Origin of the sequence: Pseudochrobactrum saccharolyticum, from assembly GCF_008801715.1 — a bacterium.
Lineage (GTDB): Bacteria > Pseudomonadota > Alphaproteobacteria > Rhizobiales > Rhizobiaceae > Pseudochrobactrum > Pseudochrobactrum saccharolyticum.
In genome coordinates, this window is sequence record NZ_VZPG01000006.1 from 77030 (window position 1) to 103963 (window position 26934).

Genomic DNA, 26934 nt, shown 5'->3' on the forward strand with positions numbered 1-26934 from the left:
GTCCCGGCTTGATGATTAAAATCTCTGCCGAAAATTAAGCTGTAAACAGCGCTTTCCACTCTTTGGGCATCCGTTTCGGACGACCCTGCTTATTAATCAATGCCGCTTCGACCTGTGCTTCAATCAACAGCTCACCATTTTTGCGCTGAATGCGCTGGCGCATTGTCACCCGCGCACCGGAAGCTTCGGTCACGCAAGTCTCAATTACCAGCATATCATCAATGCGGGCAGGTAAACGGAAATCAATCTCCATGCGTCGCACGATCCAGACAATCGGCTCGCCAAGCTGTCCCTCTTCCAATTGCGTATGGTGCACACCTTTCAGGCGCAGAAAATCGGTGCGGCCGCGCTCCAGAAACTCCAGATAACGGGCATGATAAACCACGCCGGAAAAATCCGTATCGGCATAATAGACCCGCGCCAGCAACCGGTGCCCTTCCGGTGTCAACGTGCCATTAATCACTTCAGATTCAGCTGCGCTTAAATCGTCTGGAACTGTTACATCCGGCATCAGGCTTCATCCTCAAACAGGGTAATCTGCCGTGCAGCCAGATCTGTCGGTGCCGTCAGCCCAAGATGCTGCCATGCAAGTGCTGTCAACACACGACCGCGCGGTGTGCGTTGCAAAAAACCCTGCTGGATCAGATAGGGTTCAATAATATCTTCAATCGCATCACGCGGTTCAGACAGACCAGCGGCAATCGTCTCAATCCCCACAGGTCCGCCGCCAAAATTGCGTGCAATCATATTAAGATAGCGACGATCCAGCTGATCAAGTCCGATATTATCTACCTCGAGGCGGATCAGCGCCTCATCGGCGATCTTCGCATCCACAATGTCTGCTTTTGCTACCAGCGCAAAGTCACGGACACGACGCAGCAAACGCCCTGCAATACGCGGTGTTCCGCGGGCACGACGGGCAATCTCGCGTGCACCATCATCAGAAATATTCAGCTGCATCAGCCGCGCACCACGGCGCACAATATATTCCAGCTCATCAACCGTATAGAAATTCAGCCGTACCGGAATACCGAAACGGTCGCGCAAAGGCGTGGTCAGAAGACCGAGACGGGTTGTCGCTGCCACCAGCGTGAATTTCGCCAGATCAATCTTGACTGAGCGTGCCGCAGGCCCCTCGCCGATAATCAGATCGAGTTGATAATCTTCCATCGCCGGATAGAGAATTTCTTCCACCGCAGGGCTGAGGCGATGAATTTCGTCGATAAACAGCACATCGCGGTCTTCAAGATTGGTGAGCAATGCCGCCAGATCACCGGCTTTGGCAATCACCGGCCCTGAAGTAGAGCGGAAATTAACGCCGAGTTCTTTGGACATAATCTGCGCCAATGTGGTTTTGCCCAAGCCCGGAGGGCCGACAAACAACACATGATCCAGAGCTTCACCACGGGTTTTGGCTGCTTCGATAAAAATTTTCAGATTAGCGCGCGCTGCCGCCTGACCGACAAAATCATCAAGGCTTTGCGGGCGCAAAGCCGTGTCCGTATCCTCCCCGCGCTTTTGCGCAGAAATCAGACGATCTTCATCACTCATCAGTTACACCCGCATTCATTTTCTCAAGCAACGCTCTTATCGCGCCAGTTCTTTCAATCCAAGCCGGATCAGCTTGGCAGAATCTGCATCTTCTCCGACCTCGCGCAAGGCACTGGCCACCGCATTGGCAGCCTGATCGCGTGAATAGCCGAGATTACTCAGCGCAGAAACCGCATCACTCACTGCTGTGGAGGCAACACCCTCACCGATTTCCTGCTTCAGCCCGATATTGGCCGCAGCATCACCGGCAAATGCAGGCGCCTTATTCTTCAGCTCAGTTACGATGCGCTCGGCTACTTTTTTGCCGACACCCGGCGCACGGGACACCATAGCAATATCACGCAAAGCAATGGCATTGGCGAGTTCAGACGGCGTTAATGTGCCCAGCACTGCCAGTGCCACTTTGGCACCAACGCCCTGTACATTCTGCAACAGCCGGAACCACTCACGCTCCAATGCCGTGCCGAAACCGTAAAGCCGCAGCACATCTTCACGCACATAGGTCTCAATCAGCAGAATAGCCGCTTCACCCGCTGAAGGCAGATTGCCCAGCGTGCGCGCAGAACAGAAAGCCACATAGCCGACCCCATGCACATCAAGAATGACGTGATCGTCAGCAATTTCATCGACAACACCTTTCAGTTTCCCGATCATGATATCGCTGCAATCCTCCCGCTTTTCTTCAGTTCCGCCAGATTATACAGGCTATGCCGGTTATGGGCATGACAAATGGCAATCGCCAGCGCGTCCGCCGCATCGCTGGTATCAAAACTCGCACGCGGCATCAGCACTTTGACCATCATATGAATTTGCTGTTTTTCACCGTGGCCGACACCAATAACGGATTTTTTCACCGCATTCGGCGCATATTCAGCCACTCGCAATCCGGCCTGCGCCGGAACCAGCAGCGCAATACCGCGCGCCTGCCCCAGCTTCAGCGTAGCACCTGCATCTTTATTGACGAATGTATGTTCAACAGCCGCTTCATCCGGCATCATCTGATGCAGAACAGCGCTCAATCCTTCATGCAGCTGGCATAAACGCGAGGCAAGATCCATTTTGTCATCAGAGGTGACTGTTCCCGCTGCAATAAAATGCAGGGAATTACCCATGGACTCAATCACGCCCCAGCCGGTGCGGCGCAAGCCCGGATCAATACCAATAATGCGAATCGCCTGTTTCATATGCTGACCTTACCTTGTGTAAGGTGCATTCAACAATCAAAATGTGAACAAAATGGAAACATCGCATTTTTAGGGCGGGAGAAGATGCCAGAGCGTGTGTATTTAATCATAGCCACTGCGCCGCTCTGTCTTTTTGTTTTACGCATGTCGTTATCGGAAAACCGGTTCCCACTTTTCCGCGACATGCTCCGGCAGATCAATTACTGCCAAATGCTGTGCGCAACAGAATGATCTGATCCGAAACCGGATTACCCTTGCACTCAACCAGTTCACGGATCGGCTGGTGATAGCTGTCACCATCCATGCAACGCACGCGGTCCTGAAGATGCAGCGAATGCGCAATCATATCGCGGAAAGCCTGCGGCAGTTCTTTCCAGCCTGCGGTCTTTTCACCGGCAGAATGGGTTTCCAGACTGACCTTTGCCTTCTCTTTTGCCACCATTTCGCGCGGCATATCGCCGGAACGGCTGGCACGCAGCAGCAAAAGCCAGGAGGCAATATGCATCAGACGCGAGGTCAGACGCATGGATTCAGCGGCATAAAGTGTTGCAGCCTTGTGAGACAGAGAACGCGCAGCGTCTTTCCCCTCACCGTCAAGATAAGCGGCGGCTTCTTCCACCAGCGCCATACCTTCACTGTAAAGCGGTTTGAAACTGTCTGAAAACACCATACGCTCCGACAGACGGATCATATTGTCCGGCACTCTGTTTTCGCTGCGATGTGTCTGTTCCATCATCTTGTTCTGCTCACTGGCAACTGCAGTTCACTGAAACGCAGTTGTAATTTTTGACAAGCATTCCGACCACATAAGAGCACCGTATTTTCTCCGGTTTATAACCGGCCAAACAGGCGAATCCCCTATAATCAGGCTGCACTTCACTCGTTTGCATCACAAAGCGTGATCGTAAAAAACCGTTTGGCTATGGCCTATCCAAGCAAAATGCACGCTCATACACGCTCGCGCAATAATATGGTTAAAGAAAGATGAATTGTGATTTTGTGCTTGCCAGAGAAAATAATGCCATCCAGGCGAATAAAGTCAGCCTGTTCAGATAGTTAAGCAGAATCGCCCGTATTTTCAGGTACTAGCAACACCAGTCGGCAGATTTTCGTAGAAGTGCTTTATCCACAAAGCGGCTCTCAGTTGCGGATAAACAAAGCAGGTCCGGAAATAAAAAAAGAGCCGCAAAAGCGGCTCTCAGAAGTTTAACAGGGAGGCGTCATACAGAGGGACCAAGTCCACTCGGTAAGAATCCGGCAAAACCGGATAGCCTTATATTCTTTTGTTAACTTTAATATTTGGTTAATGCGGCTTCTATCACTTTCAGGAAGCAGGAACCGAACGCGGCTTCACAGCTATAGGAGCTGGTTTCCGGCTTTCTGCCGCCCGTGCGGATCTTGCGATTTCCGGCACAGGGCTTTTCGAAACTGCTTTGCCTTTCCAGCCTATGCGCGGCAGCCATTCCAGATAATAGACCAGCGCAAACTGAGCCATAATACCGCCCGCAATCAGCAAGGTGTCAAAGGACAGGCTCACCGGATAGACATGGCGCAGCGCCTGACCAACCATCGCCAGAATAGTACCGGCTACAAAAACCGGCAGCGAATGTTTACCCAGCAAGGCCAGCGGATGGTTCATATCAAGACGGGCTTTTTCCGACAGCGCAGGGATACCGGCAATCACATAGGCAAGCGCCAGCACATGCAACAAACGGGTTGCCGAGAGATAGGTCTTGTCAAAACCGGTCAGCACCGCAGGCAGGCCAAAGGAAATATCCCAGTTCGGATGCGGGACACGCAGCCACAGCAGGGAGAAAACCAGATAACCGATCGCCGCAATCATCAGCGGACGGTTCTGATCAAAGCGGCCGCCCTGCTTCACATAGGTCATCGCACCAATACCGATGGCGAACAGAAACTGCCACGACAACGGATTAAGGAACCACACGCCCTGTGTCGGATAATTCACCGGCGCAATATGATAATAGCCGGACAGAAACCAGATCGAACCGGAAATCGTCAGCATCAACGAAATACTGATCCGCGACAGATAAAGCATGACCGGCGCAAACAGCATCAGTACCAGATAGAGCGACAGAATATTATTATAGCCGAGCTGATGGCCAAGCGTCGCCAGACCGACAAAAGCCTGTGCAGGCTGTTCCATCACAGTCTTGATATTGATCATTTCCAGCATTTCCGGCCGTTTCATATAAATGGCCGTAAAACCGAAAATCGCCAGTGTGATGAGCGTTGTCATCATCTGCGCCATATAAAGCGTCATCGACCGGCGTGCCATTTTCAATGACAGCAGCAGGCGATTGCCTTCAATAAATTTGGAACTATAGGCAAGCGCAACAGCCAGACCGGAAATCAGCACAAAAGCTTCCGCAGAATCGGAAAAACCGAATTCGCGATGCGTGAATTTCTCATAAATTGTGCCCGGAACATGGTTGATGAAGATCGTCAGCAATGCCAGCGCCCTGAAAACATCAAGACGCGTATCGCGCATTTTCACCATCTGTCCTGCATTATGTATTGTCATTGCCAGCCTGCCTTTTGCCTGACTTGCCTGAATGTTTTCATCTCTCAAGAAGCGAAAACATGTCCTGCAGACAGTTTTTGTCTGCATACAACAATACGACTCAAATGGGACACGAAAGCGGCTAAGCCACCGCTTACCCCCATCACATTATTTTCCAGAACTAAACAAAACGACAATGACAATAAGTTGTTAGCATCAAGATCGAAGGGAAATTCGGGGAAAAAGGACAGCGCTCCGATGTTTTTGCACCTGTCTTTAAAAACCGCGTTATCTTTTGGCAAATATGCTCTAAACAGAAGATAATGACCGGTATATTGCATATTTTACACTGTGCAATTCCCGAACTTTGCCATTTTTATGGGCTATTGGCGCCCGCTCAACGAGGCTTTATCTGATGAAATTTCCTGCAAACCGTCCGCGTCTAGTGCTGGTTGTCCCTTCTCCTTCTTCGGAAGAGCATACGGCAGATACGCTGCTTGCCACGCTGGATAAAGCCCTGACTGCAGGCGACATTGCCAGCGTCATTCTCGACAACGGGAAAACCGACGAGGCATCCTTTCAGGCTTTTGCAACATTGGCCGTTGGCAAAATTCAGGCTGCCGGTGCTGCGGCCATCATTCTGAACGATACCCGCACCGCCGGTCGTGTCGGCGCAGACGGCGTGCATATTGAAGGCTCTCTGGCCGATATTGCAGATGCTGTTGAGCGCTATACGCCGAAAATGATCGTCGGCACCGGCAATGTGAAAGAGCGTCACACAGCACTGGAAGTCGGTGAATTGCAGCCGGATTATATGTTCTTCGGCAAAATCGGTGCCGATACCAAACCGGAAGCCCATCCGCGCAATCTTTCACTGGCTGAATGGTGGGCGGCAATGGTCGAGATTCCGGCTATTTTGCAGGCCGGTGCAAAACTGGATGATCTCGCGGCTTGTTTTGCCACACATGCGGAATTTATCGCATTGGGTACCTCTGTGTTTTCTGCAGAAGATCCTGCACAGGTTATTGCCGATGCAAACCGCCAGCTCGATGAGATGAGCGCGGCTGAGACTGAAGAGTAACAGAGTTAGACCATGCTGAAAAAATCCGTTTTGTTCAACAGCACCTGTGCTTTCTGGTTGGTTGCCGCAGCGACGGTTATGCCGGCAACCACTGTCATGGCTGCAGAGGCCGCAAAACCGGCACCTGAGAAAACAGTGCCGGAAGCTGACAAGTCCAAAGCTGACAAGTCCAAAACGGATAAAACAGAGACGGATAAACCGGCAGATTCGACCGGCGCATCTATGGATGTACCGTCAGTTTCAACCGGCTTCACTATTCCGGAACTTGCCGGATCATGGTCGAAAAATCAGACTGAAAAGTCTGACATGCTTCAGCAACCGGCAACGACCGATGCCATGCCCGCTTTTAACGAGAACCGGTTCGGGGACAAAATTGCCGATCCGGCCTTTGGTGCATTTCAGCGCGGTCTTTATCTGACAGCCTTCAATCTTGGCATGGAACGCGCCAAAGCCGGTGATCCGGCTGCGCAAACACTGGTGGCTGAAATCTATGCCCGTGGCCTTGGCGTCAAATCCGATCAGAAACAAGCAGCGCACTGGTATGGCTTAGCCGCTGAAAAAGGCGAACATGAAGCCCAGTTCCGCTACGCCGCCATGCTGCTTCAGGGCATCTACGTCACCAAGGACGCGAAAAAAGCTGAAGAGCTGATGCAAAAAGCGGCCGAAGCAGGCAATGCCATGGCGCAATTCAATTATGCGCAAATGCTGATGATGCGCCGTCCCGGAGCCAAAGGGCTGGATGAAGCCGCACCATGGTTCCAGAAAGCGGCAGATGCCGGACTGGCCGATGGTGAATATGCTGTCAGTCAGCTGCTTGCCAATGGCACCGCAACAATCAAGCGCGATGATGCGCAGGCACGGGAATATTTATTGCGTGCCGCCCGCAAAAATTATGACACGGCACAGCTTGATCTGGGTACATGGCTGGTCGAAGGGCGTGGTGGCGAGCGCAATTATGATGCCGGTTTCCGTTGGATGCTGACAGCAGCGCGCGGCGGCAATATTGCAGCCATGGCGCGTGTGGCACGGCTTTATCGTGACGGTATCGGCACAGACGGTAATTCGGTTGAGGCTGCGGCATGGTATATTCTGGCGCGGCGCTCAAAACTCAATGCCAAAGACCTCGATTCTTTCATGGACGGTCTGACAGATGAAGAAATTCAGCAGGCCATCGCCCGTGCAAACAATCTGCGCTGACCGGTAAAATTGCATTTTTACTAACATAGAGCGCTGTGCGCCCGATCAGGCGCACAGCGCTCTAACACTTTAAATGAGAGCATAATTTTCGCTGAAACTGATTCAAGTTTAAGAAATTATGCTCTAGTGCAGCCCGAAGTCCGGCAAAGCATCGTATCAGACTTGCTAAAATTGCAGATTTATGGTCTTGAAAACCCCGATTGATATGGCTTGAGAGCCCTCTGATACCGCCTGCGGCATTTTTTGCCAAACCGCCACCGGTTTTGCGCGAAGCGACGCAGAATTTCAAAGGGTAAATCAGAGAAAATTTCACACTAATTCCGGATTGAACGAATATGAAGATCAACGGTAACGAAATCCGTCCCGGCAATGTCATTGAGCACAATGGCGGCCTGTGGGCAGCAGTTAAATGCAACGCGGTTAAACCAGGTAAAGGCGGCGCCTATAATCAGGTTGAACTGAAAAACCTTATCGACGGCACCAAGCTGAATGAACGTTTCCGTTCTGCTGAAACTGTTGAACGCATCCGTCTTGAGCAGAAAGACTTCTCTTTCCTCTATGAACAGGGTGAAGCTCTGATTTTCATGGATACCGAAAGCTACGAACAGCTCGAACTGAACAAAGACTTTGTTGGTGAGCGCGCTGCATTCCTGCAGGACGGCATGATGGTCACCGTTGAAATGCACGAAGAACGCCCGATCGGCATTCGTCTGCCGGATCAGGTTACACTGGCAATCACCGAAGCTGATCCGGTTGTTAAAGGCCAGACAGCGGCTTCTTCCTACAAGCCTGCAATTCTGGAAAACGGCATCCGTATTCTCGTGCCGCCTTTCATTGAATCCGGCGAACGCGTTATCGTTGACACCAACGAACTGACCTACGTATCCCGCGCCTGATCCGGCTCAAAATACCACCTGTACTCTTCAGGATTTAAATATTGTTTCATCCGCAAGGCATGCTTTGCGGATGAAAAAGCTGTTAAGCACATTGACATTTGTGAATAGATCCAGAAAACGAAAGCACTTTTCGGAGAATGTGCGCGTGCTCATATTATTGGGCTGCGTCGATCTGATCCGGCCGTGCCGGACTATGCTCTAAACAGTCTCTCGCTTTTAGCTCAGATATTATTTATGCATGATCTTTATGCATATAAAAGATTATCCGGCGAACAGACGCTGCTCACATTTAACGTCTGTGCCAGCCGGTTTCCACACATGAAAACTGCCCCTCGTCTTTGGTGAGGCTTAGCGGTTTTCTCTTTGACACGAACGCATAAATTGTACCGGCCGGCGATGCAGACTTCAGCCAGCACCGGACTTATGCACTGACAGGACGAAAAATATGGCGCGCTCAGCAATTCTCAACGTTATGGTTCAGGCCGCAATCAAGGCCGGACGCTCACTGGCGCGTGATTTTGGTGAAGTACAGAATCTGCAGGTCTCGCTCAAAGGCCCGGGCGATTATGTAAGTCAGGCCGATAAAAAAGCCGAAGATATTATTTTCAGCGAACTGCGCCGTGCGCGTCCTGATTATAGCTTTCTGATGGAAGAACGCGGCGCGGTTGAAGGTGCTGACAGCCAGCACCGCTGGATCGTTGATCCTCTCGACGGCACCACCAACTTCCTGCACGGTATTCCGACCTTTGCCGTTTCCATCGCTCTTGAGCGTCAGGGACAGGTTGTTGCCGGTGTGATCTACAATCCTGCAACGGACGAACTTTATACCTCTGAGCGTGGTGGCGGTGCATTCCTCAACGACCGCCGCCTGCGCGTTGCAGCCCGCTCCAAGCTTTCCGATGCTGTGATTACCCATGGTATGCCGCATCTGGGTCGCGGCAAGCATGGTCACTACCTCATCGAACTGCGCAATGTTATGGGTGAAGCCGCCGGTATGCGTGCGTTTGGCGCCGCTTCTCTAGAACTCGCTTATGTCGCTGCCGGTCGCGTTGACGGCTACTGGGATGAGCCGCTGTCCCCTTGGGATATGGCAGCCGGTATTCTGATGGTACGTGAAGCCGGTGGCTTTATCTCCGACAAAAACGGCCAGCAGGACATGTATGAGCAGAAAAACATCGTAGCCGGTAATGAGCTCATTCACGGCCAGCTGCTGCGGACAATCAAAAAGCCGGTCTGATAAAACGATCAGGCTGAAATCACCAATCCCCCGTTCATCTCTGATGCGCGGGGGATTTTTTTATATCCTGTTCCCGTTTTCACCGCTCTAGAGCGTGTCGCGTTTAATTGTATCCGCTGCGCTCGCTCTATCGCTTTATTTTTACGCATGTCGTTATCGGAAAACCGGTGTCCACTTTTCCGCGACATGCTATAGCTTGCCACAGTCGGAAATATGACAGGAATAAAAGTTTCAGTTTTGAAAATTTTGCAGTAGCGTCCTGTATCACAAAGCGGTTTCAGACAATGCAGAACAGCATCTGAAGCAAAACACATCAGGCTCAGGCGAGAGAATATTATGGCGCAGCGGGATATCAGCATGGGAACAGATTACGACCCGAACCGGCTTTCCAGCCCGCGGCAGGTCATGATGATTATGATTATATTCCTCGCTCTTGTCGCTTTTCTGGCTCTGGTTCTGGTACGGCAGATCCAGACCTTCTTCGTCACCAATCCCGGCCTCAACGGCCTGATTCTCGGTGTATTGCTGGTCGGTATCATATTGGCTTTCATTCAGGTTCTGCGCCTTGTGCCGGAAATCCGCTGGGTCAATTCCTTCCGCAACGGTGATGACGGCGCGACGGATCCGGTGCTGCTGGCACCAATGCGGGCGATGATCGGCCGCCGCCAGTCTATGGCACTATCCGCCACATCCATGCGCTCTATTCTTGATTCCATTGCCACCCGTCTGGATGAAAGCCGCGATATTTCCCGTTATCTGATCGGGTTGCTGGTATTTCTCGGCCTGCTCGGTACATTTTGGGGGTTGCTGGAAACTATCGGCTCCATCGGTCAGACCATTCAGTCCCTTGATCCGAAATCCAATGACACCGGCACGGTGCTGGATTCGCTCAAGAGCGGATTGCAGGCACCGCTCAGCGGCATGGGTACGGCTTTCTCGTCCTCCCTGTTCGGTCTGTCCGGTTCGCTGATTCTCGGCTTTCTCGATCTGCAATCCGGTCGCGCCCAGAACCGTTTCTATACGGAACTGGAAAACTGGCTGTCCTCGGTCACCGATCTGAATTCCGACCTGCGCGTTGATGCGGAAAACGGCAATACAACACTGGAAGAAATCCGGCTGTTCTCCGACCGTCTGCAAACGATGCAGGACGGCAACGGCACCAGCCAGCGCACAACCGCTGCTCTGGCCAATCTGGCAGACGGTGTGCAGGCATTGGTGAAAACCATGCGCCATGACCAGCAAAGCATGAGTGACTGGGTTGAACGGCAGGCCGAAGAGCAGAAAGCTCTGCGTCAGGCTGTTGAGAAACTGAACACCATCCTCTCCGCTACCAAGCGCGAACAATAAGGCGGAACCGATGGCCTTATCCCGTAACCGTCGCAGTGAGCGCCATGTTGATTATTGGCCGGGCTTTGTGGACGCGCTGTCCACATTGCTGCTGGCGATCATGTTCCTGCTGTCCGTCTTTGTGCTGATGCAGTTTCTGCTCTCACAAGAGGTCAATAACAAGGATTCTGTACTGAACCGGCTCAACAGTCAGATCAGCGAACTGACCGAGCTTTTGTCGCTGGAACGCGGCAAGGGGCAGGATCTGGAAGATACACTGGCCGGCCTTCAGGCTTCGCTCACCGCTGCGGAAAATGAAAAATCCCGCCTGCAAAGCCTGCTCGCTTCCGGTGGCTCCGGTGCAGCTGCAGAGCAGCGTGCCGGTGAATTATCTGCAACGCTGGATGCTGAAAAACAGGTCAGCGCACGAGCCTTGTCGCAAGTCGAATTGCTCAATCAGCAGATTGCAGCCCTGCGCCGTCAGATCGGTGCGCTGGAAGACGCACTCAATGCATCCGAAGCCCGCGATCGTGAATCCAATACCAAGATCGCTGATCTCGGGAAAAGGCTGAATGTGGCACTTGCCCAGCGGGTACAGGAACTGAACCGCTACCGTTCCGACTTCTTCGGACGCTTACGCGAGATTCTCTCCGATCGTGAAAATATCCGCATTGTCGGCGACCGCTTCGTCTTCCAGTCAGAAGTGCTGTTTCCGACCGGCTCAGCAGATATCAATCCGCAAGGCCTGATCGAAATGAAAAAGCTGGCCGATGCGGTGGTAGAGCTGAATAAGGAAATACCGGACGATATCAACTGGGTGCTGCGTGTGGACGGCCATACGGATAATGTGCCGCTATCCGGCACGGGCCGTTATCGCGACAACTGGGAACTCTCCTCAGCGCGTGCAACGGCGGTGGTTAAATTCCTGATTGCCAATGGCGTACCGGCGAACCGGCTGGTAGCCGCAGGTTTTGGTGAGTACCAACCTTTGGAAGCTGACGACAGCTCCGATGCCCGCAGCCGCAACCGGCGTATCGAGTTGAAACTCACTGAGAGATAACCAAAAGCCCCGTTTAAAACGGGGCTTTTTATTTCAATGCACCTGCTGAAACTGCAGGCTTTTTTAGTTTACCGCCTGCTGAAATTGCAGGCTGGCAAGGCGGGCATAAATCCCGCCGGACTGGCTCAGGCTTGTATGAGTGCCCTGCTCAACAATGCGCCCCTGATCCATAACCAGAATATGATCCGCTTTCAGCACGGTCGCCAAACGATGCGCAATCACCAGTGTCGTGCGTCCCTGCATCAGATGTTCCAGCGCTTTCTGCACCAGCATTTCACTCTGCGCATCCAGTGCCGAAGTCGCTTCATCAAGCAACAGCACCGGCGCATCCCGCAGCAAAGCGCGGGCAATAGCAATGCGCTGACGCTGACCACCGGAGAGCATTACGCCACGCTCACCAACCGGTGCATCATAGCCACCTTCAAGCGCCATGATAAATTCATGCGCCTGCGCAGCCTTTGCTGCAGCTTCAATTTCCGCATTACTGGCATCCGGTCGTCCGAAAGCGATATTTTCACGAATACTGGCAGCAAAAATCGTCACATCCTGCGGCACCAACGCAATATTACCGCGCAGATCATCCAGCGACAATTGCCGCAGATCCTTACCATCCAGCAGGATTTTGCCCTGTAGCGGATCATAATAACGCAGCAGCAAGGCGATCAGTGTCGATTTACCGGCACCGGAGGCACCGACAATCGCAACTGTCTTGCCCGGTTCAATCACAAAGCTCACATCATGAAGGGCTTGGTGCTCTGGTCGTGTTGGATAAGCAAATTCCACATGAGAAAATTCAACGCGGCCTTCAGCACGGATAAGTCTGACCGGTTGCGCCGGTGAAGCGACAGCTGATTCTTCATTCAGCAATTCCACCAGCCGCTCCGCCGCACCGGCAGCCTGTGCCAGTTCCGCCCAAACCTCCGACAAAGCACCGAGCGAACCTGCCGCCACCACTGCATAGATCAGAAACTGCCCCAATGTGCCCGCAGACATCCGGCCGCTCATCACATCATGCGAGCCGAACCAAAGCACCGCCACAACGCTGGCGAAAATGATAAAGATTGCAAAAGCCGTCAGGATCGAGCGGGAGAGAATCGATTGCTGTGCCGCATCATAAGCGCCATCAACCGCGCCGGTATAATGTGCAATTGCCGGTGCTTCATGGGTAAAAGCCTGTACGGTGCGCACTGCGGCAATTTTTTCTCCCGCATAGGCAGTCGCCAGCGCCAGCTCATCCTGCGCGCGGCGTGACCGGCGGCGGACAGAGCGGCCAAAGGCCACCAGCGGCAATACGATGAGCGGAATAGCAGCCAGCACAAGCGCCGATAATTTAGGACTGGTGACTACCATCATCACCACCGCACCGATCACCAGAATCAGATTGCGCAAGGCGATAGAAGCCGTAGCACCGACAGCGGATTTCACCTGTGTTGTATCGGCTGTCAGGCGGGAAACGATCTCTCCGGACTGCACTTCATCAAAAAAAGCAGGCGAAAGGCGGGTAACATGGGCAAAAACATCACGCCGCAGGTCAGCAACAATGCGCTCCCCCAGCGTGATCACGAAATAATAGCGCGCAGCAGAGGCCACAGCCAGCACCGCAGCCAGAACCATTAAGGCAGCAAAAGACGTATCAACCAGACTGCTCGAAGCCGATATCAACCCGTTATCCAGCAGGCTGCGCACAGCCACCGGCAGAACCAAGGTTGCCATTGCGGCAGTGACCAATGCAACCAGCGCACCGGCAACAGAGCGGGGATATTGACGGACGTAAGGAAAGATTCGCGCCAGCGGCTTTAAGGACCGGCGTGGCTTTTTACCGCTCTCGGCCTCAGAAACCGCTTTGTTTTGTAAATTCGTCGCTGTCATTCTGCTTGCTTGCTATATTGCGCCCTTGTTATTAGCTGCTGCCTGATGTATAGGCTCCCCAACCCTTTTGGAAGCCGTAGCCGTATTGTCTGCAGCTTCAATGAGACAAGTGGGCGTATCTGCCGCAGTTCCGGTGATGGCCGGGGCGTGGCTAAATGCCATAAACCTTTCAGGAAGCTGACTATGAAAGCAGACATTCATCCGGATTACCACACCATCAAAGTTGTTATGACTGATGGTACCGAATATTCAACACGCTCCACCTGGGGTAAAGAAGGCGATACGATGAACCTCGATATCGATCCTTTGAGCCATCCGGCATGGACCGGCGGCAACCAGCAGCTGATGGATCGCGGTGGCCGCGTTACCAAGTTCAAGAACCGCTTCGGCAATCTGGGTATCTAATTCCCAGCTTCTTGATGAGAATAAAAAAGCTCCGCAATGCGGAGCTTTTTTATGACCTGTCTCTTTGTTTTGTGCATTTACCTCACGCAAAACCGGTTCCCACTTTTGCTGGAAATGCAGCAGGTTTTAATAGGGCCGCACCGGTTCCAGCGGAATATCAACGCCAATCGCGCTGAGCATCTTCCGGAATGTCGCCAGATCGTAGCGTTCATCTTCCGTCACCAAGGCGCGGATCTTCCCCTGCCCCTTAGTGCCCTGACCGATCCTTGAAACCATATCTTTGGCAGGATCGAGAAAATGGCACTGCGGACGGGCATTTTCAAAAAACCGGCGCAACCATGGCAGATGTGTACTGGAAAGAGTCAGCACATCAATCTCCGGATATTTAGCAAAAACTTGCGCCAGAAATGCATCAACCGCTGTCTGTGTTTTCTCCGGTGCAAACAGAAACGCACCTGATTCTACCAGCTCCACCATCGGCGAGGCATTAATCAGCGCCACACGGTCACTATAGGCGCTGTGTTCAGCCACGAATTCACCGATCATCGGACTTTCCACCAGCGACTGAACACCCATAATCCCGACATGTCCGCTATGGGATAACCCCCATGCCTCCCGCAGAGGCGGATAGACGCCGAAAAGCGGCAGATGAATATCCTGACTAAGTTCCTCCAGCACCATAATCGACGGCGCATTGGAAGCGATCACAATCGCACAAGGATTGAAGCTTGAGAGATAATCAATCGTGCGGCGCATCACCTGAATCAGTTCAGCGCGGCTTTTGCCGCCATAAGGAAAACTGGCACGGTCAGCAAAATAAATAATATCCTGATGCGGCAAGCGGTTGCGGATTTCCGCAACGACAGCATAGCTGCCGATACCTGCATCAAAAACAGCAATCGGTCTGTGCATAGATCATTCTCCCGTTTCCGTATTGCGGAACGGTGTCCGCCTCGAGAGCGATTTACGCCCGGATTAAATCACAGCAATCGCTCTCGATTCTTAGAGTCGTCGCATTTCATTGCCATCAAACTATTCAACCTGACGCTGAAATGCTCCGGCCCGTCTCAGATATGCTCTATCAATTTAGTGTCCCGATTTTACCTGCCAAGGTCAACAGGACGATTATATGGCACAAAAAGCAAAACCTCCGGCAACGTCAGCTGCCGGAGGTTTTAATATTGAGCAAGGATGCTAAATTATACGCTCAGCTTGGCCAGCACTTCTTCGCTGACTTCAAAATTGGCGTAAACATTCTGCACATCATCATCATCTTCCAGTGTCGAAATCAGACGCAGAACGGACTGTGCCTTTTCTTCATCAACCGGAGCCGAAGTCTGCGGCTTCCAGACTGCCTTGATGGATTCAGCTTCGCCAAGTGCTGCTTCCAGCGCTTTGGAAACTTCGCCGAGATCTTCAAAAGCACAGATAATGACATGGCCTTCTTCATCAGACTGCACGTCTTCAGCACCGGCCTCAATCCCTGCTTCCATAACGGTGTCAGCATCGCCGGCAGTAGGCTTATAGACGATCTCGCCAACGCGGGAGAACATGAAGCCCACGGAGCCGGTTTCACCCAGCGCACCACCGGATTTGGTGAAAGCAGCACGCACATTGGATGCGGTACGGTTGCGGTTGTCTGTCAGCGCCTCAACGATAACAGCCACACCGCCCGGGCCGTAGCCTTCGTAGCGTACTTCATCATAGTTCTCGGAATCGGCACCGGCAGCTTTTTTGATCGCGCGCTCGATATTGTCCTTTGGCATGGACTGCGCTTTAGCGTTCTGAATTGCCAGACGCAGACGCGCATTCATCGACGGATCAGGCAGACCCTGCTTGGCTGCAACGGTAATTTCGCGTGCAAGCTTGGAGAACATTTTCGACCGCATGGCATCCTGTCTGCCTTTGCGGTGCATAATATTTTTAAACTGTGAATGGCCGGCCATAGCACCCCTGTTCAGGTTCTAAAATTTGGGCACGGGATTGAATATGCGGCGCAGCAAGAGCGAGGCATCCGCATTCATCCCTGCGGAATGTGCGCTTTATAAGGAAAATGGTGTGCCACGTCCAGCCACACCACACCGCACTTCTTTGCAGGCTGCGATAATATCGTCTTTTCATTGCAGATGATAGTTTTTTACACCGGTTCCGAGCTCTGCAACTGGACACGCTCTGATATGCGCCTTATCAATAACGTGAATATATTATGCCGCATCTCTGGCATTATACTCATTCTCAAACCTTTATTTGCCCGTACCTTTATTTGAATCCCAGAATGCTCTATCCACGGGCAAGCTCTGAAACTGCCCGTTAAACCGGATATAGATTGACGTGACCGAACAGCCAGCCGCACCGCGACAGAAAAACGACACGATAGCCGCACAGATCAGCAAGATTCTGTCGCAGCGTATCATCGCCGGTGAACTGGAACCGGGGGCAAAACTGCGTCAGGATCATATTGCCGATGAATTCGGCACCAGCCATGTGCCGGTGCGCGAAGCTTTTCGTCGTCTTGAAGCACAGGGGCTTGCAGTGTCCGAGCCGCGCCGTGGTGTGCGTGTTGCCTCTTTCTCGCTTGCAGAAATCCGCGAAGTTGCGGAAATGCGCGCCGCACTGGAAGTGCTGGCCTTGCGCCATGCTGCACCGCATCTGACCCGCGCCATTCTGGATGAGGCGGAAGAAGCCACCCATGCCGGTGATAATTCCAGTGATGTGCGTTCATGGGAAGCGGCCAACCGCAAGTTTCACCGTCTGCTGATTACACCTTGCGCCATGCCGCGTCTGCTGGCAACGATTGATGATCTGCATGATGCCAGCGCACGCTTTCTGTTCGTCTCATGGCGCGCAGAATGGGAAGCCCGTACCGATCACGACCATCTGGCTATTCTTGCAGCCCTGCGGGACGGCGATGTGGAGCAGGCTGCCAATATTCTCACCCGCCATGTGCAGTGGATTGGCCGCAAGCCGGTAACCAGCCCGTCAGGCAAAGTGCGCGATGCCTTTGCGATTGTCGGTTAAAATAAAACCAATTCCGCATAAATTATCTATAAAATATATCAATTCATAACTCTCAGAGCAGATGCGGGCAGTTTTAAAACCTGCCCTTGCCCGAATAGCTGTAATCCGCTCTGTTTACGACCCGTCTATAAACAATTTTACGACAATTCTGTCTGGCCAAGTCGTGCAAATTGACCTAATGATTTTTACGATAGATGCACATTGCAAACTATCTATAATTTCACCAGAGTGTGTCGCATATCATTTTACCCGCTGCACCCGCTCTCAGTTTTTGTTTATTGCATGATCGTGCCCGTCAAATAAGATCATTTGAATACACATCATGCTATAAGGAGCTTTTCATGTCTCTCGCACATGCAGTTCGCAAACCGGCTTTCAGCCCGCTCAATCTCGACAATCGCAGCGCGGCCATGAAATTATTTGCCGTCATTTCCGGCACCATGATTCTCGCACTGACCTCCCAGATCACAGTGCCTATGCTGCCGGTTCCAATCACCCTGCAGACACTGGTTGTTCCGCTGATCGGCGCACTTTATGGCTGGCGTCTTGGCGCACTCACTGTGCTTGCATGGCTCGGTGAAGCAGCAATGGGCATGCCTGTTCTTGCCGGTGGCAACGGCACTCTGGCCGCTTTTGCAGGCCCGACAGCCGGTTACCTGTTTGCATTCCCTGTTATCGCAGCCCTCACCGGCTATCTGGCTGAACGCGGCTGGAACGGCAGCAGCCTGCCAAAAGCTTTCGCCGCTTTCCTGACCGCCAATATTCTGGCTCTGGTTCTCGGCGCAGCATGGCTGAGCCTGTCAGTCGGTGTTGAAAAAGCTGTACTGGTTGGTGTTACACCATTCCTGATCGGCGCACTGATCAAATCCGCTCTCGGCGCTTCGATCCTGAAAGCTTCTTTCCGTAAAGACGCTTAATCGCTTTTGAGCTTCGGCAAAAATAAAAGCCCCGTTGCAGATCATTGCAACGGGGCTTTTTCATATGCGGATTTTATACTGATTTACTCAGCAGGCTTATTACGGCGACGTGCCAGCATATTGAGGATTTCGACCAGCGCCGAGAAGCCCATCGCAGCATAGATATAGCCTTTCGGCACATGATAACCGAAGCCATCGGCAATCAGGGTCATACCGATCATCAGCAGGAAGCCCAGCGCCAGCATAACGATTGTCGGGTTCTTACCGATAAAGTGCGACAGCGGGTCAGCAGCAAGCAGCATCACTGTTACAGCACCGACAACAGCAATCACCATGATCACGATCTCATCGGTCATACCAACCGCTGTGATGATACTGTCGACAGAGAAGACCAGATCAAGCAACAGGATCTGTGTAATTGCAGCCCCCATGCTCAATGTCACAACTTTACCTGCACCGGCTTTGGCACCGTCATGAGGATCAACCGTGTGATGAATTTCCTTGGTCGCTTTCCAGACAAGGAACAGACCACCGGCAATCAGAATAATATCGCGCCATGAGAACTGATTACCGAACAGCTCAATCACCGGATCCTTCATCTGTACGATGATGGAAATTGTGAACAACAGTCCGAGACGCAGGATCAGCGCAGCACCAATACCGATTTTTCGGGCTTTTGCCTGCTGATGCAGCGGCAGCTTATTGGTGAGGATCGAGATAAAGATCAGATTATCAATGCCGAGAACAATTTCCATGACCAGCAATGTGACCAAGGCAGCCCATCCCGCAGGGCTGTTCAAAAAACCAAAATACTCAGCGAAAAATTCCATTCAGGCGCCCTTTGCGTCGAAGAATTATTGATAGATCTGTAATGTAAGCATATCCGGCAAATACCATGCGGCTTTGCATCAGATAGTGCGCAAAGCCAAAGAGACAGGTGAGCTGCGTCATTTTACTTATGACAAAACAGTTCAAAACTCAGTCCATGTTCCGGTTATAAACCGCCTATACAGGCAATAAAGACTTGAACACGCACAGATATTTTACAATCTCATGAAATCACGAGACAGGCACATGGGAAAAGAATGCCTGTTTTTCAATAAAACAGAAGCCCAACATTTTATTTCTGTCTGAAATATTTCGCATGTTCGGCCAAACAAAAAACCCGCATATCCGTAAAATATGCGGGTTTTATAATTTTATTCAGCAAAACGATACTTTAGCGCCAGAAAGACGGAATAGTTTCTTCAAGCCGCGGTCCGATGCGTAATGGCGCCGCCTTTTCTGCCAGACCAGTACGGTCAGAAATTTCAACCCCGATACCGCTGATGGTTGCAGGGCCGCTGGCAGCCTCAAAGCGCCCCTTCGGCACTTTGGAGAGAAAACGGTTGAGCGGCTCTTCTTTGTCCATACCCAGCGATGAATCATAATCACCGCACATACCGGCATCAGACATATAGGCCGTACCATTGGTCAGAATCTGGCAGTCAGCAGTCGGGACATGGGTATGTGTTCCCACAACCAGACTGGCGCGGCCATCGACAAAATGGCCGAAACATTGCTTTTCACTGGTGGCTTCCGCGTGGAAATCAAAGATCACCGCATCTGCCTGTTCACCAAGCGGGCAGGCTCCGAGAATTTCCTCACCGGCCTTAAACGGATCATCCAGATCAGGATGCATGAAAACACGCCCCATAATATTGGCGACCAGTACACGTGCACCGTTCTTAGCAATATAGAGACCGGAACCTCTACCGGCAGTGCCTTTCGGAAAATTCGCAGGGCGCAAAAAGCGATCTTCGCGGCGGGAGAAATCCAGAGCCTCGCGCTGATCCCAGACATGATTGCCGGTGGTCATGACATCGGCACCCGCACGGATGGTCTCATGGAAGATTTCTTCCGTCACTCCGAAACCACCGGCAGCATTTTCACCGTTTACAACGACAAAATCCAGTTTCAGATCAGAAATCAGACCCGGTAATTTTTCAAAAACTGCTGTGCGACCAGAGCGGCCAACCATATCACCCAAGAAAAGAAAACGCATAGATCCTTCAAACCTGCTTTTGGATTTTCCGCAAATATCACGCAAATATCACACTGGCGATGCCGCAATAAGTCCGGTTTCAGTCAGAATATAATTCAATGCCACATCATGTGGCTCATGGGCTATGTGATCTACCCGTTGGGCATCAAACGCAACACCTATCAGCAGCGGATGCTTATTTTTATGGTGTAAAGCTGCAATTGCACGGTCATAATAGCCCGCACCATAGCCGATCCGATTGCCTGCACGGTCAAATGCCGCCAGCGGAATCAGCATAATATCGGGATCAACAACCGGCGCATCGGCCGGTGGCCCCATTGTACCAAAGCCCGTCTCAACCAGCGTATCGCCAAATGATAAGGTGCGGAATTCAATAGTCTGCTTATCCAAAATCGCCGGCACACAAAGTGTCATGCCGCGCGCTTCAAGCACCCGCATCAGCGGCCGCGGGTCAATTTCCGAGCGGATCGGCCAGAAACCGGAGACACAGGCCTTCTCAGGCAGAGTTATGCCATTCAGAAAGTTCTGAACAATGGTCTCAGAAGCAGTGTTACGGAAAATTTCAGGGAGAGCATTGCGTGCCTGCAGAACAGATTTCCGCAAATCGGCCTTCTGCATTTTCAGATCACCATCCGCCATGCTCATTTTCCTTCATTTCACACACCTAGAGCGCCGTGTGCCATACTTGGCACACAAAACTCGCTCTAACACTTTAAAATTAGAGCATAATTTCACCTTAAACTGATCCAAGTTTAAGGAATTATGCTCTAAACGCCTCTTCCCGATTAAAACAGAAAGACGCGAAAAAAGGCAAATATGAAAAAGGAAAGAGCGGCGAACCACAGCGACCGATGAAGCGATTGATCCCGGGAACCTACAACGTAGGTGGGCACCATATGAAGAAGCCCTCGAGCCTCCTCAGGGACAGTTCCCTTAGAGATCAATAAGGCCCCGGGGATGTTAAACCTTCTGTCGTGAAGAGCAGTACGCCTGTATTTATTATAGGGATTCTAATGCCCCTGCACCAGAGGGCATTCTCACGGATACAGATTTTTTTATTCAACTCATCACAATAAATCAGAACTGCCCGATCAATTGCCGCGTGGTGCAATTTTTTTAGCCAGACCTTCAATCTGATGGGCAGCACGTGCCACTGCCTGTGTCAAAGCGCTGTCGCTTTTATCGGCACGGGACAAAGCATCATCACGGGAGCGACGCAGCGTTTCCGCTTCATTTTCCAGCCCCTGCAAGCGTTTTTGCAATTCGGCCAGCTCGTCCATCACCATGATACCGGCCATAACGGTCAGGCGCAGATCGCCGATTTCACCGAAAGAGCCTTTGAGATGCATAACATATTGGTCAAAACGGTCAGCCAGACCGGAGAGATGCTCTTCCTGACCCTCGTCACAGGCCATACGATAGGCTTTGCCATCGATTGTCACTGTTACTGTAGCCATGGGACCTCCGTTCTGCCGTTTTTTATTATTTTGCCGTGCAAGCTATAGAACATAAATAGCTGCTAAATTTTGTCCGGCAAGAGCCTCAACGATCGAGAACCGTGCGGATTGTTTCCATAGCCGTTACCAGCCGCCGCGAGACTTCACGATTGGCTGTCTCCAGCCGCTCGGCACGAGCCTCAGACAAATCAAGTTCCTGTGCCAGTTTGGAGCGGTCAGCATTCATACGCTGTACTTCTTCTTCCGCTTCCACAAAGTCCCCCTCTTTTTCAAGCCGTAATTCAACAGCCTGCTCAAGAGTTGTCATTGCTTTTTCCAGTTGTTCAATCGCCTGTCTGAGCGTAATTTCTGAAGCCATATTCTTTCCCTTTGCCGATAACGGCTTTTCAAAATAAGGCCGAATCGTCATGCCGGAAGCGGCAGATTTGCCATCACTTTAATAAGCACAATGCTGTGGAGCAACAAATGTCACACAAAGGCGTTAACTCATACACCATATTTACAACGGGGTTTGACAAGCGCTGTTGTAACTTCAACCGTTTTAAGCGCGCACACTGTGTCGCATGCAGGCCTGAAATCCCCTGTTATACGTGCAGAATGCCAGCGCTTTGTTGACTCTCTTCATGCAAATGTTATGTGTCGCCAACCCTTGCAGCAGAGCTCTTTTTATCTTTTTACTGCAAGTTATGTCCTAATGCTCACAAATCTGCCGATGTCTGAGGCTAACAGCTCTTTACACATTCTGCAGGCACCACAGGAAAGACAGCCGAAACCATGAGTAATTCCGATAAACAGAACCAGATGGCCAACGCAATCCGCTTCCTGTCTGTGGACGCAGTAGAAAAAGCCAATTCGGGCCATCCGGGCCTGCCGATGGGCGCAGCTGATATTGCGACCACGCTTTACACCCGTTTCATGTCCCATGATCCGCAGAACACCACATGGCCTGACCGTGACCGTTTTGTCCTGTCCGCAGGCCATGGCTCAATGCTGCTATACTCCCTGATGTATCTGACCGGCTATGAAGACATCACGCTCGACGAAATCAAAAATTTCCGTCAGCTCGGTCACCGCACTGCAGGCCATCCGGAATTCGGCCATGCTGCCGGTATTGAAACCACAACCGGCCCGCTCGGTCAGGGTATTGCCAACGGCGTTGGCATGGCACTGGCAGAACGTATTCTGAACGCAGAATTCGGTGATGCACTTGTCAACCACCACACTTATGTTCTGGTTGGTGACGGCTGTCTGATGGAAGGTATCAGTCAGGAAGCGATTTCGCTGGCCGGTCACCTCAAGCTGAACCGTCTGATCGTTCTCTGGGATGACAACAATATCTCCATCGACGGTCCGATCTCCCTGTCCGACTCCACCAATCAGTGCGCCCGCTTTGAAGCTTCCGGCTGGAACACGCTGAAAGTTGACGGTCACGATCAGGATGCAATTGCCAAGGCTATTGAATTCGCCAAAGCATCTGACAAACCAACCATGATCGCCTGCAAAACCACCATCGGTTTTGGTTCGCCGCACAAGGCTGGCACCAGCAAGGTTCACGGTTCGCCGCTCGGCGCTGAAGAAATTGCAGCCACCCGCAAGGCACTCGGCTGGGAATATGAGCCATTTGTTGTCCCGCAGGATGTGCTTGATGCATGGCGTCTGGCCGGTCTGAACTCCGCGAAGAAGCGTATCGAATGGGAAAAGCGCTTTGCTGCCGCTGACGCATCGGTTCGTGCAGAATTTGAACGCCGTATGCGCGGCGATCTGCCAAGCGCCTTCGATCAGGCGATCATCGACTATAAGAAAAAGCTCTCGGAAGATAAGCCGAAGGTTGCCACCCGTAAATCTTCGGAAATGGCTCTGGAAGTTATCAACGGCGTTGTACCGGAAACCATCGGCGGCTCCGCTGACCTTACCGGCTCCAACAACACGCTGACCTCGCAGACCAAGCCGATTACACCGGATAATTACCATGGCCGTTTCGTCCATTACGGTATCCGTGAGCTCGGCATGTCCGCTGCAATGAACGGTATGGCGCTGCATGGCGGTGTTATCCCTTATTCCGGCACCTTCCTCTGCTTCTCCGACTATGCGCGTCCGGCCATGCGTCTGTCCTCACTGATGGGCATCCGCGTTGCTTATGTCATGACCCACGATTCCATCGGTCTTGGTGAAGACGGCCCGACACACCAGCCGGTTGAACATCTGGCTGCATTGCGCGCTATTCCGAACCATTTCGTATTCCGTCCGGCTGATGCGGTTGAAACTGCTGAATGCTGGCAGATTGCGCTGAACTCAACCAAAACACCGTCGACACTGGCTTTGACCCGTCAGAACCTGCCGACTGTGCGCACCCAGCACGATGATGACAATCTCTGCGCCTATGGTGCCTATGAACTGGCAACCGCTTCGGATGATGCAAAAGTCACCATCTTCGCCACCGGTTCCGAAGTTGAAATCGCGCTCAATGCCCGCACACAGCTGGAAGCCAAAGGTATTCCGACCCGCGTAGTCTCCGTTCCTTGCTTTGAGCTGTTTGAAAACCAGACAGCAGCCTATCAGAAAGCACTGATCGGCAATGCGCCGGTACGTATTGCGGTTGAAGCAGCAATTTCCATGGGCTGGGAACGCTTCATCGGCGAAAACGGCACATTCATCGGTATGAAGGGCTTCGGCGCTTCCGGCCCGATCAATGATCTCTACAAGCATTTCGGCATCACTGCAGAAGCTGTGGTTGCCGCAGCAGAAGCCAAGCTGGGTTAATTTATCAGGAGTAATCAGGTGACCTGATTACTCCTTTTTCTCTCTCAGCCTGCAAAAGCAGACTGAAAAACATCGAACAGTTTCGGGAGTCATAATATGGCAGTTCGCGTCGCTATTAACGGTTTTGGTCGTATCGGCCGTAACGTCCTGCGCGCCATCATCGAATCGGGTCGTACCGATATCGAAGTTGTAGCAATCAACGATCTGGGTCCGGTTGAAACCAATGCGCATCTGCTGCGCTATGACAGCGTTCACGGCCGTTTTCCGGCAGAAGTGACTGTCAAAGGCGACACCATTAATGTTGGCCGCGGCGCGATGAAAGTTCACGCTGTGCGCAATCCTGCTGAACTGCCATGGGCGGCTGAAGGCGTGGACATTGCTCTGGAATGCACCGGTATTTTCGCAACCCGCGATAAAGCCGCTGCTCATCTGGAAGCCGGTGCCAAGCGCGTTATCGTTTCCGCACCTGCGGACAATGCTGACCTGACAGTTGTTTACGGTGTCAACCATGACAAGCTGAGCAAAGATCATCTGGTCATTTCCAACGCTTCCTGCACCACCAACTGCCTTGCACCGGTGGCTCAGGTTCTCAATGACGCAATCGGCATTGAAAAAGGCTTCATGACCACGATCCACTCCTATACCGGTGACCAGCCGACGCTGGATACCATGCATAAGGATCTGTATCGTGCCCGCGCTGCTGCCCTGTCGATGATCCCGACTTCAACCGGTGCGGCTAAAGCTGTTGGTCTGGTTCTGCCGGAACTCAAAGGCAAGCTCGACGGCGTTGCAATCCGCGTACCAACCCCGAATGTTTCCGTTGTTGACCTGACATTTGAAGCAAAGCGCTCCACAACTGTTGAAGAAATCAACAATGCAATCCGTGAAGCTGCTAATGGCCGCCTCAAAGGCATTCTCGGCTTTACTGATGAGCCGCTGGTTTCCATCGACTTCAACCACAACCCGCATTCATCCGTATTCCATATGGATCAGACCAAAGTGATGGACGGCACCATGGTGCGTATCCTGACCTGGTACGACAATGAATGGGGCTTCTCAAACCGCATGAGCGATACTGCGGTTGCGCTTGGCAAGCTGATCTAAGCATCTGCTCGGACCAAATATGCCGAAGCCGCGTGACCTCACTGGACGCGCGGCTTTTTTATTCCGCAAAAACCGGAGACCTCTTATGAATTTCCGCACTCTTAAAGACGCAGATGTTGCTTCAAAACGCGTGCTTGTCCGCGTTGACCTGAACGTACCTATGCAGGACGGCAAAGTCTCGGATACCACCCGTATTGACCGTATCATTCCGACCATCAATGCTTTGCGTGAACATGGCGCCAAAGTCATTCTGCTTGCGCATTTCGGTCGCCCGAAAGGCGAAGTGAAGGCTGAATTCTCGCTGGAACAGATCGTGCCTGCTTTGGCACATGCCGTTAAGCATCATGTTGCTTTCGCCAAAGACTGTATCGGCGATGCAGCTGCTGCAGCCGTTAACGCCATGAAGGACGGCGATGTTCTGCTGCTTGAAAACACCCGTTTTCACAAAGGCGAAGAAAAGAATGATGCCGATTTCGTCAAAGCGCTCGCTGCCAATGGCGATATCTATGTCAATGATGCTTTCTCGGCTGCGCACCGCGCTCATGCCTCGACCGAAGGTCTGGCACATGTTCTGCCTGCTTTTGCCGGTCTGACCATGGAAGCCGAGCTGACTGCATTGGAAAAAGGTCTCGGCCAGCCAGCCCGTCCGGTGATCGCGATTGTCGGCGGTGCCAAAGTTTCCACCAAGATCGACCTGCTTTCCAACCTTGTTGAAAAGGTTGATGCTCTGGTGATCGGCGGTGGTATGGCCAATACTTTCCTTGCAGCACAAGGCCACAATGTCGGTAAATCGCTCTGTGAACATGATCTGGCCGATACAGCCCGTGCGATCATGGCAAAAGCGGATAGCGCCAATTGCGCGATTATTCTGCCGGTTGATGCTGTGGTTGCATGGCACTTTGCAGCGGATGCCCCGCACCAGAATTATGGTGTGGATGCCATCCCGCATGACGGCATGATGCTGGATGTGGGCCCGCTCTCGGTTGACCGCATCAATGCGGCAATCAGCGATGCTTCCACACTGGTCTGGAACGGCCCGCTCGGTGCTTTTGAACTGCATCCTTTTGATGCGGCAACCGTATCCGCTGCCAAACATGCGGCTGAACGCACGAAACAGGGCAAGCTGGTTTCTGTTGCCGGCGGCGGTGATACTGTTGCAGCGCTGAACCACGCCAAAGTCAGCGATGATTTCTCCTATGTCTCTACCGCAGGCGGCGCTTTCCTTGAATGGATGGAAGGCAAACCGCTTCCGGGTGTAGACGTGCTGAAAAAGCACTAAAATCAAAAAAGCCCGCTGATTTCAG

Annotated in this window: 26 protein-coding genes and 1 other RNA gene; 12 read left to right on the forward strand and 15 right to left on the reverse strand. The window is 52.1% G+C overall.

All coding sequences use genetic code 11. The features are described 5' to 3' along the window. Positions 1-34 precede the first annotated feature (34 nt). From ybgC to F7P81_RS15855, 6 genes are all read right to left on the reverse strand, one after another. Positions 35-511 (reverse strand): tol-pal system-associated acyl-CoA thioesterase, encoded by a 477-nt coding sequence (gene ybgC / locus F7P81_RS15830; RefSeq protein WP_151160246.1) that lies wholly within the window; start codon positions 509-511, stop codon positions 35-37. Beyond that, positions 511-1551 carry a Holliday junction branch migration DNA helicase RuvB gene (ruvB, locus tag F7P81_RS15835; RefSeq protein WP_121994085.1) on the reverse strand — a complete coding sequence of 347 codons (1041 nt, stop codon included), beginning with the start codon at positions 1549-1551 and terminating at the stop codon, positions 511-513. The genes ybgC and ruvB overlap by 1 nt, the downstream gene beginning before the upstream one ends. 36 nt (positions 1552-1587) lie before the next feature. Beyond that, positions 1588-2205 (reverse strand): Holliday junction branch migration protein RuvA, encoded by a 618-nt coding sequence (gene ruvA, locus F7P81_RS15840; RefSeq protein WP_022710527.1) that lies wholly within the window; start codon positions 2203-2205, stop codon positions 1588-1590. Continuing rightward, positions 2202-2735, reverse strand: a complete 534-nt coding sequence (gene ruvC, locus F7P81_RS15845) for a crossover junction endodeoxyribonuclease RuvC (RefSeq protein ID WP_022710526.1) — start codon at positions 2733-2735, stop codon at positions 2202-2204. Before ruvC ends, ruvA begins: the two co-directional genes overlap by 4 nt. Before the next feature lie 196 nt (positions 2736-2931). After that, positions 2932-3438, reverse strand: a complete 507-nt coding sequence (gene rcdA, locus F7P81_RS15850) for a protease adaptor protein RcdA (protein WP_028233530.1) — start codon at positions 3436-3438, stop codon at positions 2932-2934. Between the two features lie 621 nt (positions 3439-4059). Beyond that, complete coding sequence (locus F7P81_RS15855; protein WP_151160335.1) at positions 4060-5280, reverse strand: OpgC family protein; 1221 nt, start codon at positions 5278-5280, stop codon at positions 4060-4062. Between the two features lie 394 nt (positions 5281-5674). On the opposite strand from F7P81_RS15855, the gene F7P81_RS15860 reads away from it, so the two are divergent. The 6 genes from F7P81_RS15860 to F7P81_RS15890 all read left to right on the forward strand — a co-directional run bounded on the left by F7P81_RS15860 (position 5675) and on the right by F7P81_RS15890 (position 12056). After that, entirely contained in the window at positions 5675-6340 is a 666-nt protein-coding gene (locus tag F7P81_RS15860) for a thiamine phosphate synthase (RefSeq protein WP_151160247.1), read from the forward strand. Between the two features lie 12 nt (positions 6341-6352). Continuing rightward, positions 6353-7537 (forward strand): tetratricopeptide repeat protein, encoded by a 1185-nt coding sequence (locus F7P81_RS15865; RefSeq protein ID WP_246176157.1) that lies wholly within the window; start codon positions 6353-6355, stop codon positions 7535-7537. A gap of 335 nt (positions 7538-7872) precedes the next feature. Then, positions 7873-8433 (forward strand): elongation factor P, encoded by a 561-nt coding sequence (efp, locus tag F7P81_RS15870; RefSeq protein WP_022710520.1) that lies wholly within the window; start codon positions 7873-7875, stop codon positions 8431-8433. Positions 8434-8878: 445 nt separating this feature from the next. After that, complete coding sequence (locus F7P81_RS15875; protein WP_022710518.1) at positions 8879-9670, forward strand: inositol monophosphatase family protein; 792 nt, start codon at positions 8879-8881, stop codon at positions 9668-9670. A 336-nt stretch (positions 9671-10006) separates the two neighbouring features. Next, the gene (locus tag F7P81_RS15885) at positions 10007-11017 is read left to right on the forward strand and encodes a MotA/TolQ/ExbB proton channel family protein (RefSeq protein WP_210307674.1); all 1011 of its coding nucleotides are present in this window, start codon (positions 10007-10009) and stop codon (positions 11015-11017) included. Between the two features lie 10 nt (positions 11018-11027). Continuing rightward, on the forward strand, positions 11028-12056 hold the full coding sequence (locus F7P81_RS15890; protein WP_116089049.1) for a peptidoglycan -binding protein: 1029 nt from the start codon (positions 11028-11030) through the stop codon (positions 12054-12056). A 63-nt stretch (positions 12057-12119) separates the two neighbouring features. Here F7P81_RS15890 and F7P81_RS15895 read toward each other — a convergent pair whose 3' ends face one another. Beyond that, positions 12120-13925, reverse strand: coding sequence for an ABC transporter transmembrane domain-containing protein (locus tag F7P81_RS15895; protein ID WP_151160250.1), 1806 nt, complete (start codon positions 13923-13925; stop codon positions 12120-12122). 183 nt (positions 13926-14108) lie between these two features. On the opposite strand from F7P81_RS15895, the gene rpmE reads away from it, so the two are divergent. Continuing rightward, positions 14109-14330, forward strand: a complete 222-nt coding sequence (rpmE, locus tag F7P81_RS15900; protein WP_075657301.1) for a 50S ribosomal protein L31 — start codon at positions 14109-14111, stop codon at positions 14328-14330. 126 nt (positions 14331-14456) lie between these two features. Here rpmE and F7P81_RS15905 read toward each other — a convergent pair whose 3' ends face one another. Both F7P81_RS15905 and F7P81_RS15910 read right to left on the reverse strand, forming a co-directional pair. Further along, positions 14457-15242: a glutamate racemase gene (locus tag F7P81_RS15905; RefSeq protein ID WP_151160251.1), complete on the reverse strand. Its 786-nt coding sequence runs from the start codon at positions 15240-15242 to the stop codon at positions 14457-14459. Between the two features lie 287 nt (positions 15243-15529). Beyond that, positions 15530-16276 (reverse strand): YebC/PmpR family DNA-binding transcriptional regulator, encoded by a 747-nt coding sequence (locus F7P81_RS15910; protein WP_022710828.1) that lies wholly within the window; start codon positions 16274-16276, stop codon positions 15530-15532. A gap of 385 nt (positions 16277-16661) precedes the next feature. Here F7P81_RS15910 and F7P81_RS15915 point away from each other — a divergent pair, with 385 nt between their 5' ends. Next, the gene (locus tag F7P81_RS15915) at positions 16662-17348 is read left to right on the forward strand and encodes a GntR family transcriptional regulator (protein WP_075657299.1); all 687 of its coding nucleotides are present in this window, start codon (positions 16662-16664) and stop codon (positions 17346-17348) included. Between the two features lie 341 nt (positions 17349-17689). Continuing rightward, a complete protein-coding gene (locus F7P81_RS15920) occupies positions 17690-18265 on the forward strand; it encodes a biotin transporter BioY (RefSeq protein ID WP_225685269.1) in 576 nt (191 codons plus the stop codon). A gap of 83 nt (positions 18266-18348) precedes the next feature. Here F7P81_RS15920 and F7P81_RS15925 read toward each other — a convergent pair whose 3' ends face one another. The 6 genes from F7P81_RS15925 to F7P81_RS15950 all read right to left on the reverse strand — a co-directional run bounded on the left by F7P81_RS15925 (position 18349) and on the right by F7P81_RS15950 (position 22124). Beyond that, the gene (locus F7P81_RS15925) at positions 18349-19095 is read right to left on the reverse strand and encodes a TerC family protein (protein WP_075657297.1); all 747 of its coding nucleotides are present in this window, start codon (positions 19093-19095) and stop codon (positions 18349-18351) included. Between the two features lie 389 nt (positions 19096-19484). Further along, positions 19485-20309, reverse strand: coding sequence for a TIGR00282 family metallophosphoesterase (locus F7P81_RS15930; protein WP_151160252.1), 825 nt, complete (start codon positions 20307-20309; stop codon positions 19485-19487). A gap of 48 nt (positions 20310-20357) precedes the next feature. After that, positions 20358-20954, reverse strand: coding sequence for a 5-formyltetrahydrofolate cyclo-ligase (locus F7P81_RS15935; protein ID WP_374828093.1), 597 nt, complete (start codon positions 20952-20954; stop codon positions 20358-20360). 187 nt (positions 20955-21141) lie between these two features. Continuing rightward, a non-coding RNA gene (gene ssrS, locus F7P81_RS15940) (6S RNA) lies at positions 21142-21300 on the reverse strand. 100 nt (positions 21301-21400) lie between these two features. After that, positions 21401-21766 (reverse strand): cell division protein ZapA, encoded by a 366-nt coding sequence (locus tag F7P81_RS15945; protein ID WP_116089052.1) that lies wholly within the window; start codon positions 21764-21766, stop codon positions 21401-21403. Between the two features lie 85 nt (positions 21767-21851). Further along, the gene (locus F7P81_RS15950; protein WP_028233611.1) at positions 21852-22124 is read right to left on the reverse strand and encodes a DUF4164 domain-containing protein; all 273 of its coding nucleotides are present in this window, start codon (positions 22122-22124) and stop codon (positions 21852-21854) included. A gap of 416 nt (positions 22125-22540) precedes the next feature. On the opposite strand from F7P81_RS15950, the gene tkt reads away from it, so the two are divergent. The 3 genes from tkt to F7P81_RS15965 all read left to right on the forward strand — a co-directional run bounded on the left by tkt (position 22541) and on the right by F7P81_RS15965 (position 26909). Further along, a complete protein-coding gene (tkt, locus tag F7P81_RS15955) occupies positions 22541-24526 on the forward strand; it encodes a transketolase (RefSeq protein ID WP_075657294.1) in 1986 nt (661 codons plus the stop codon). A gap of 96 nt (positions 24527-24622) precedes the next feature. Beyond that, entirely contained in the window at positions 24623-25630 is a 1008-nt protein-coding gene (gene gap / locus F7P81_RS15960; protein WP_075657293.1) for a type I glyceraldehyde-3-phosphate dehydrogenase, read from the forward strand. A gap of 85 nt (positions 25631-25715) precedes the next feature. Next, positions 25716-26909 carry a phosphoglycerate kinase gene (locus F7P81_RS15965; protein ID WP_151160253.1) on the forward strand — a complete coding sequence of 398 codons (1194 nt, stop codon included), beginning with the start codon at positions 25716-25718 and terminating at the stop codon, positions 26907-26909. The last annotated feature ends 25 nt before the right edge of the window (positions 26910-26934 follow it).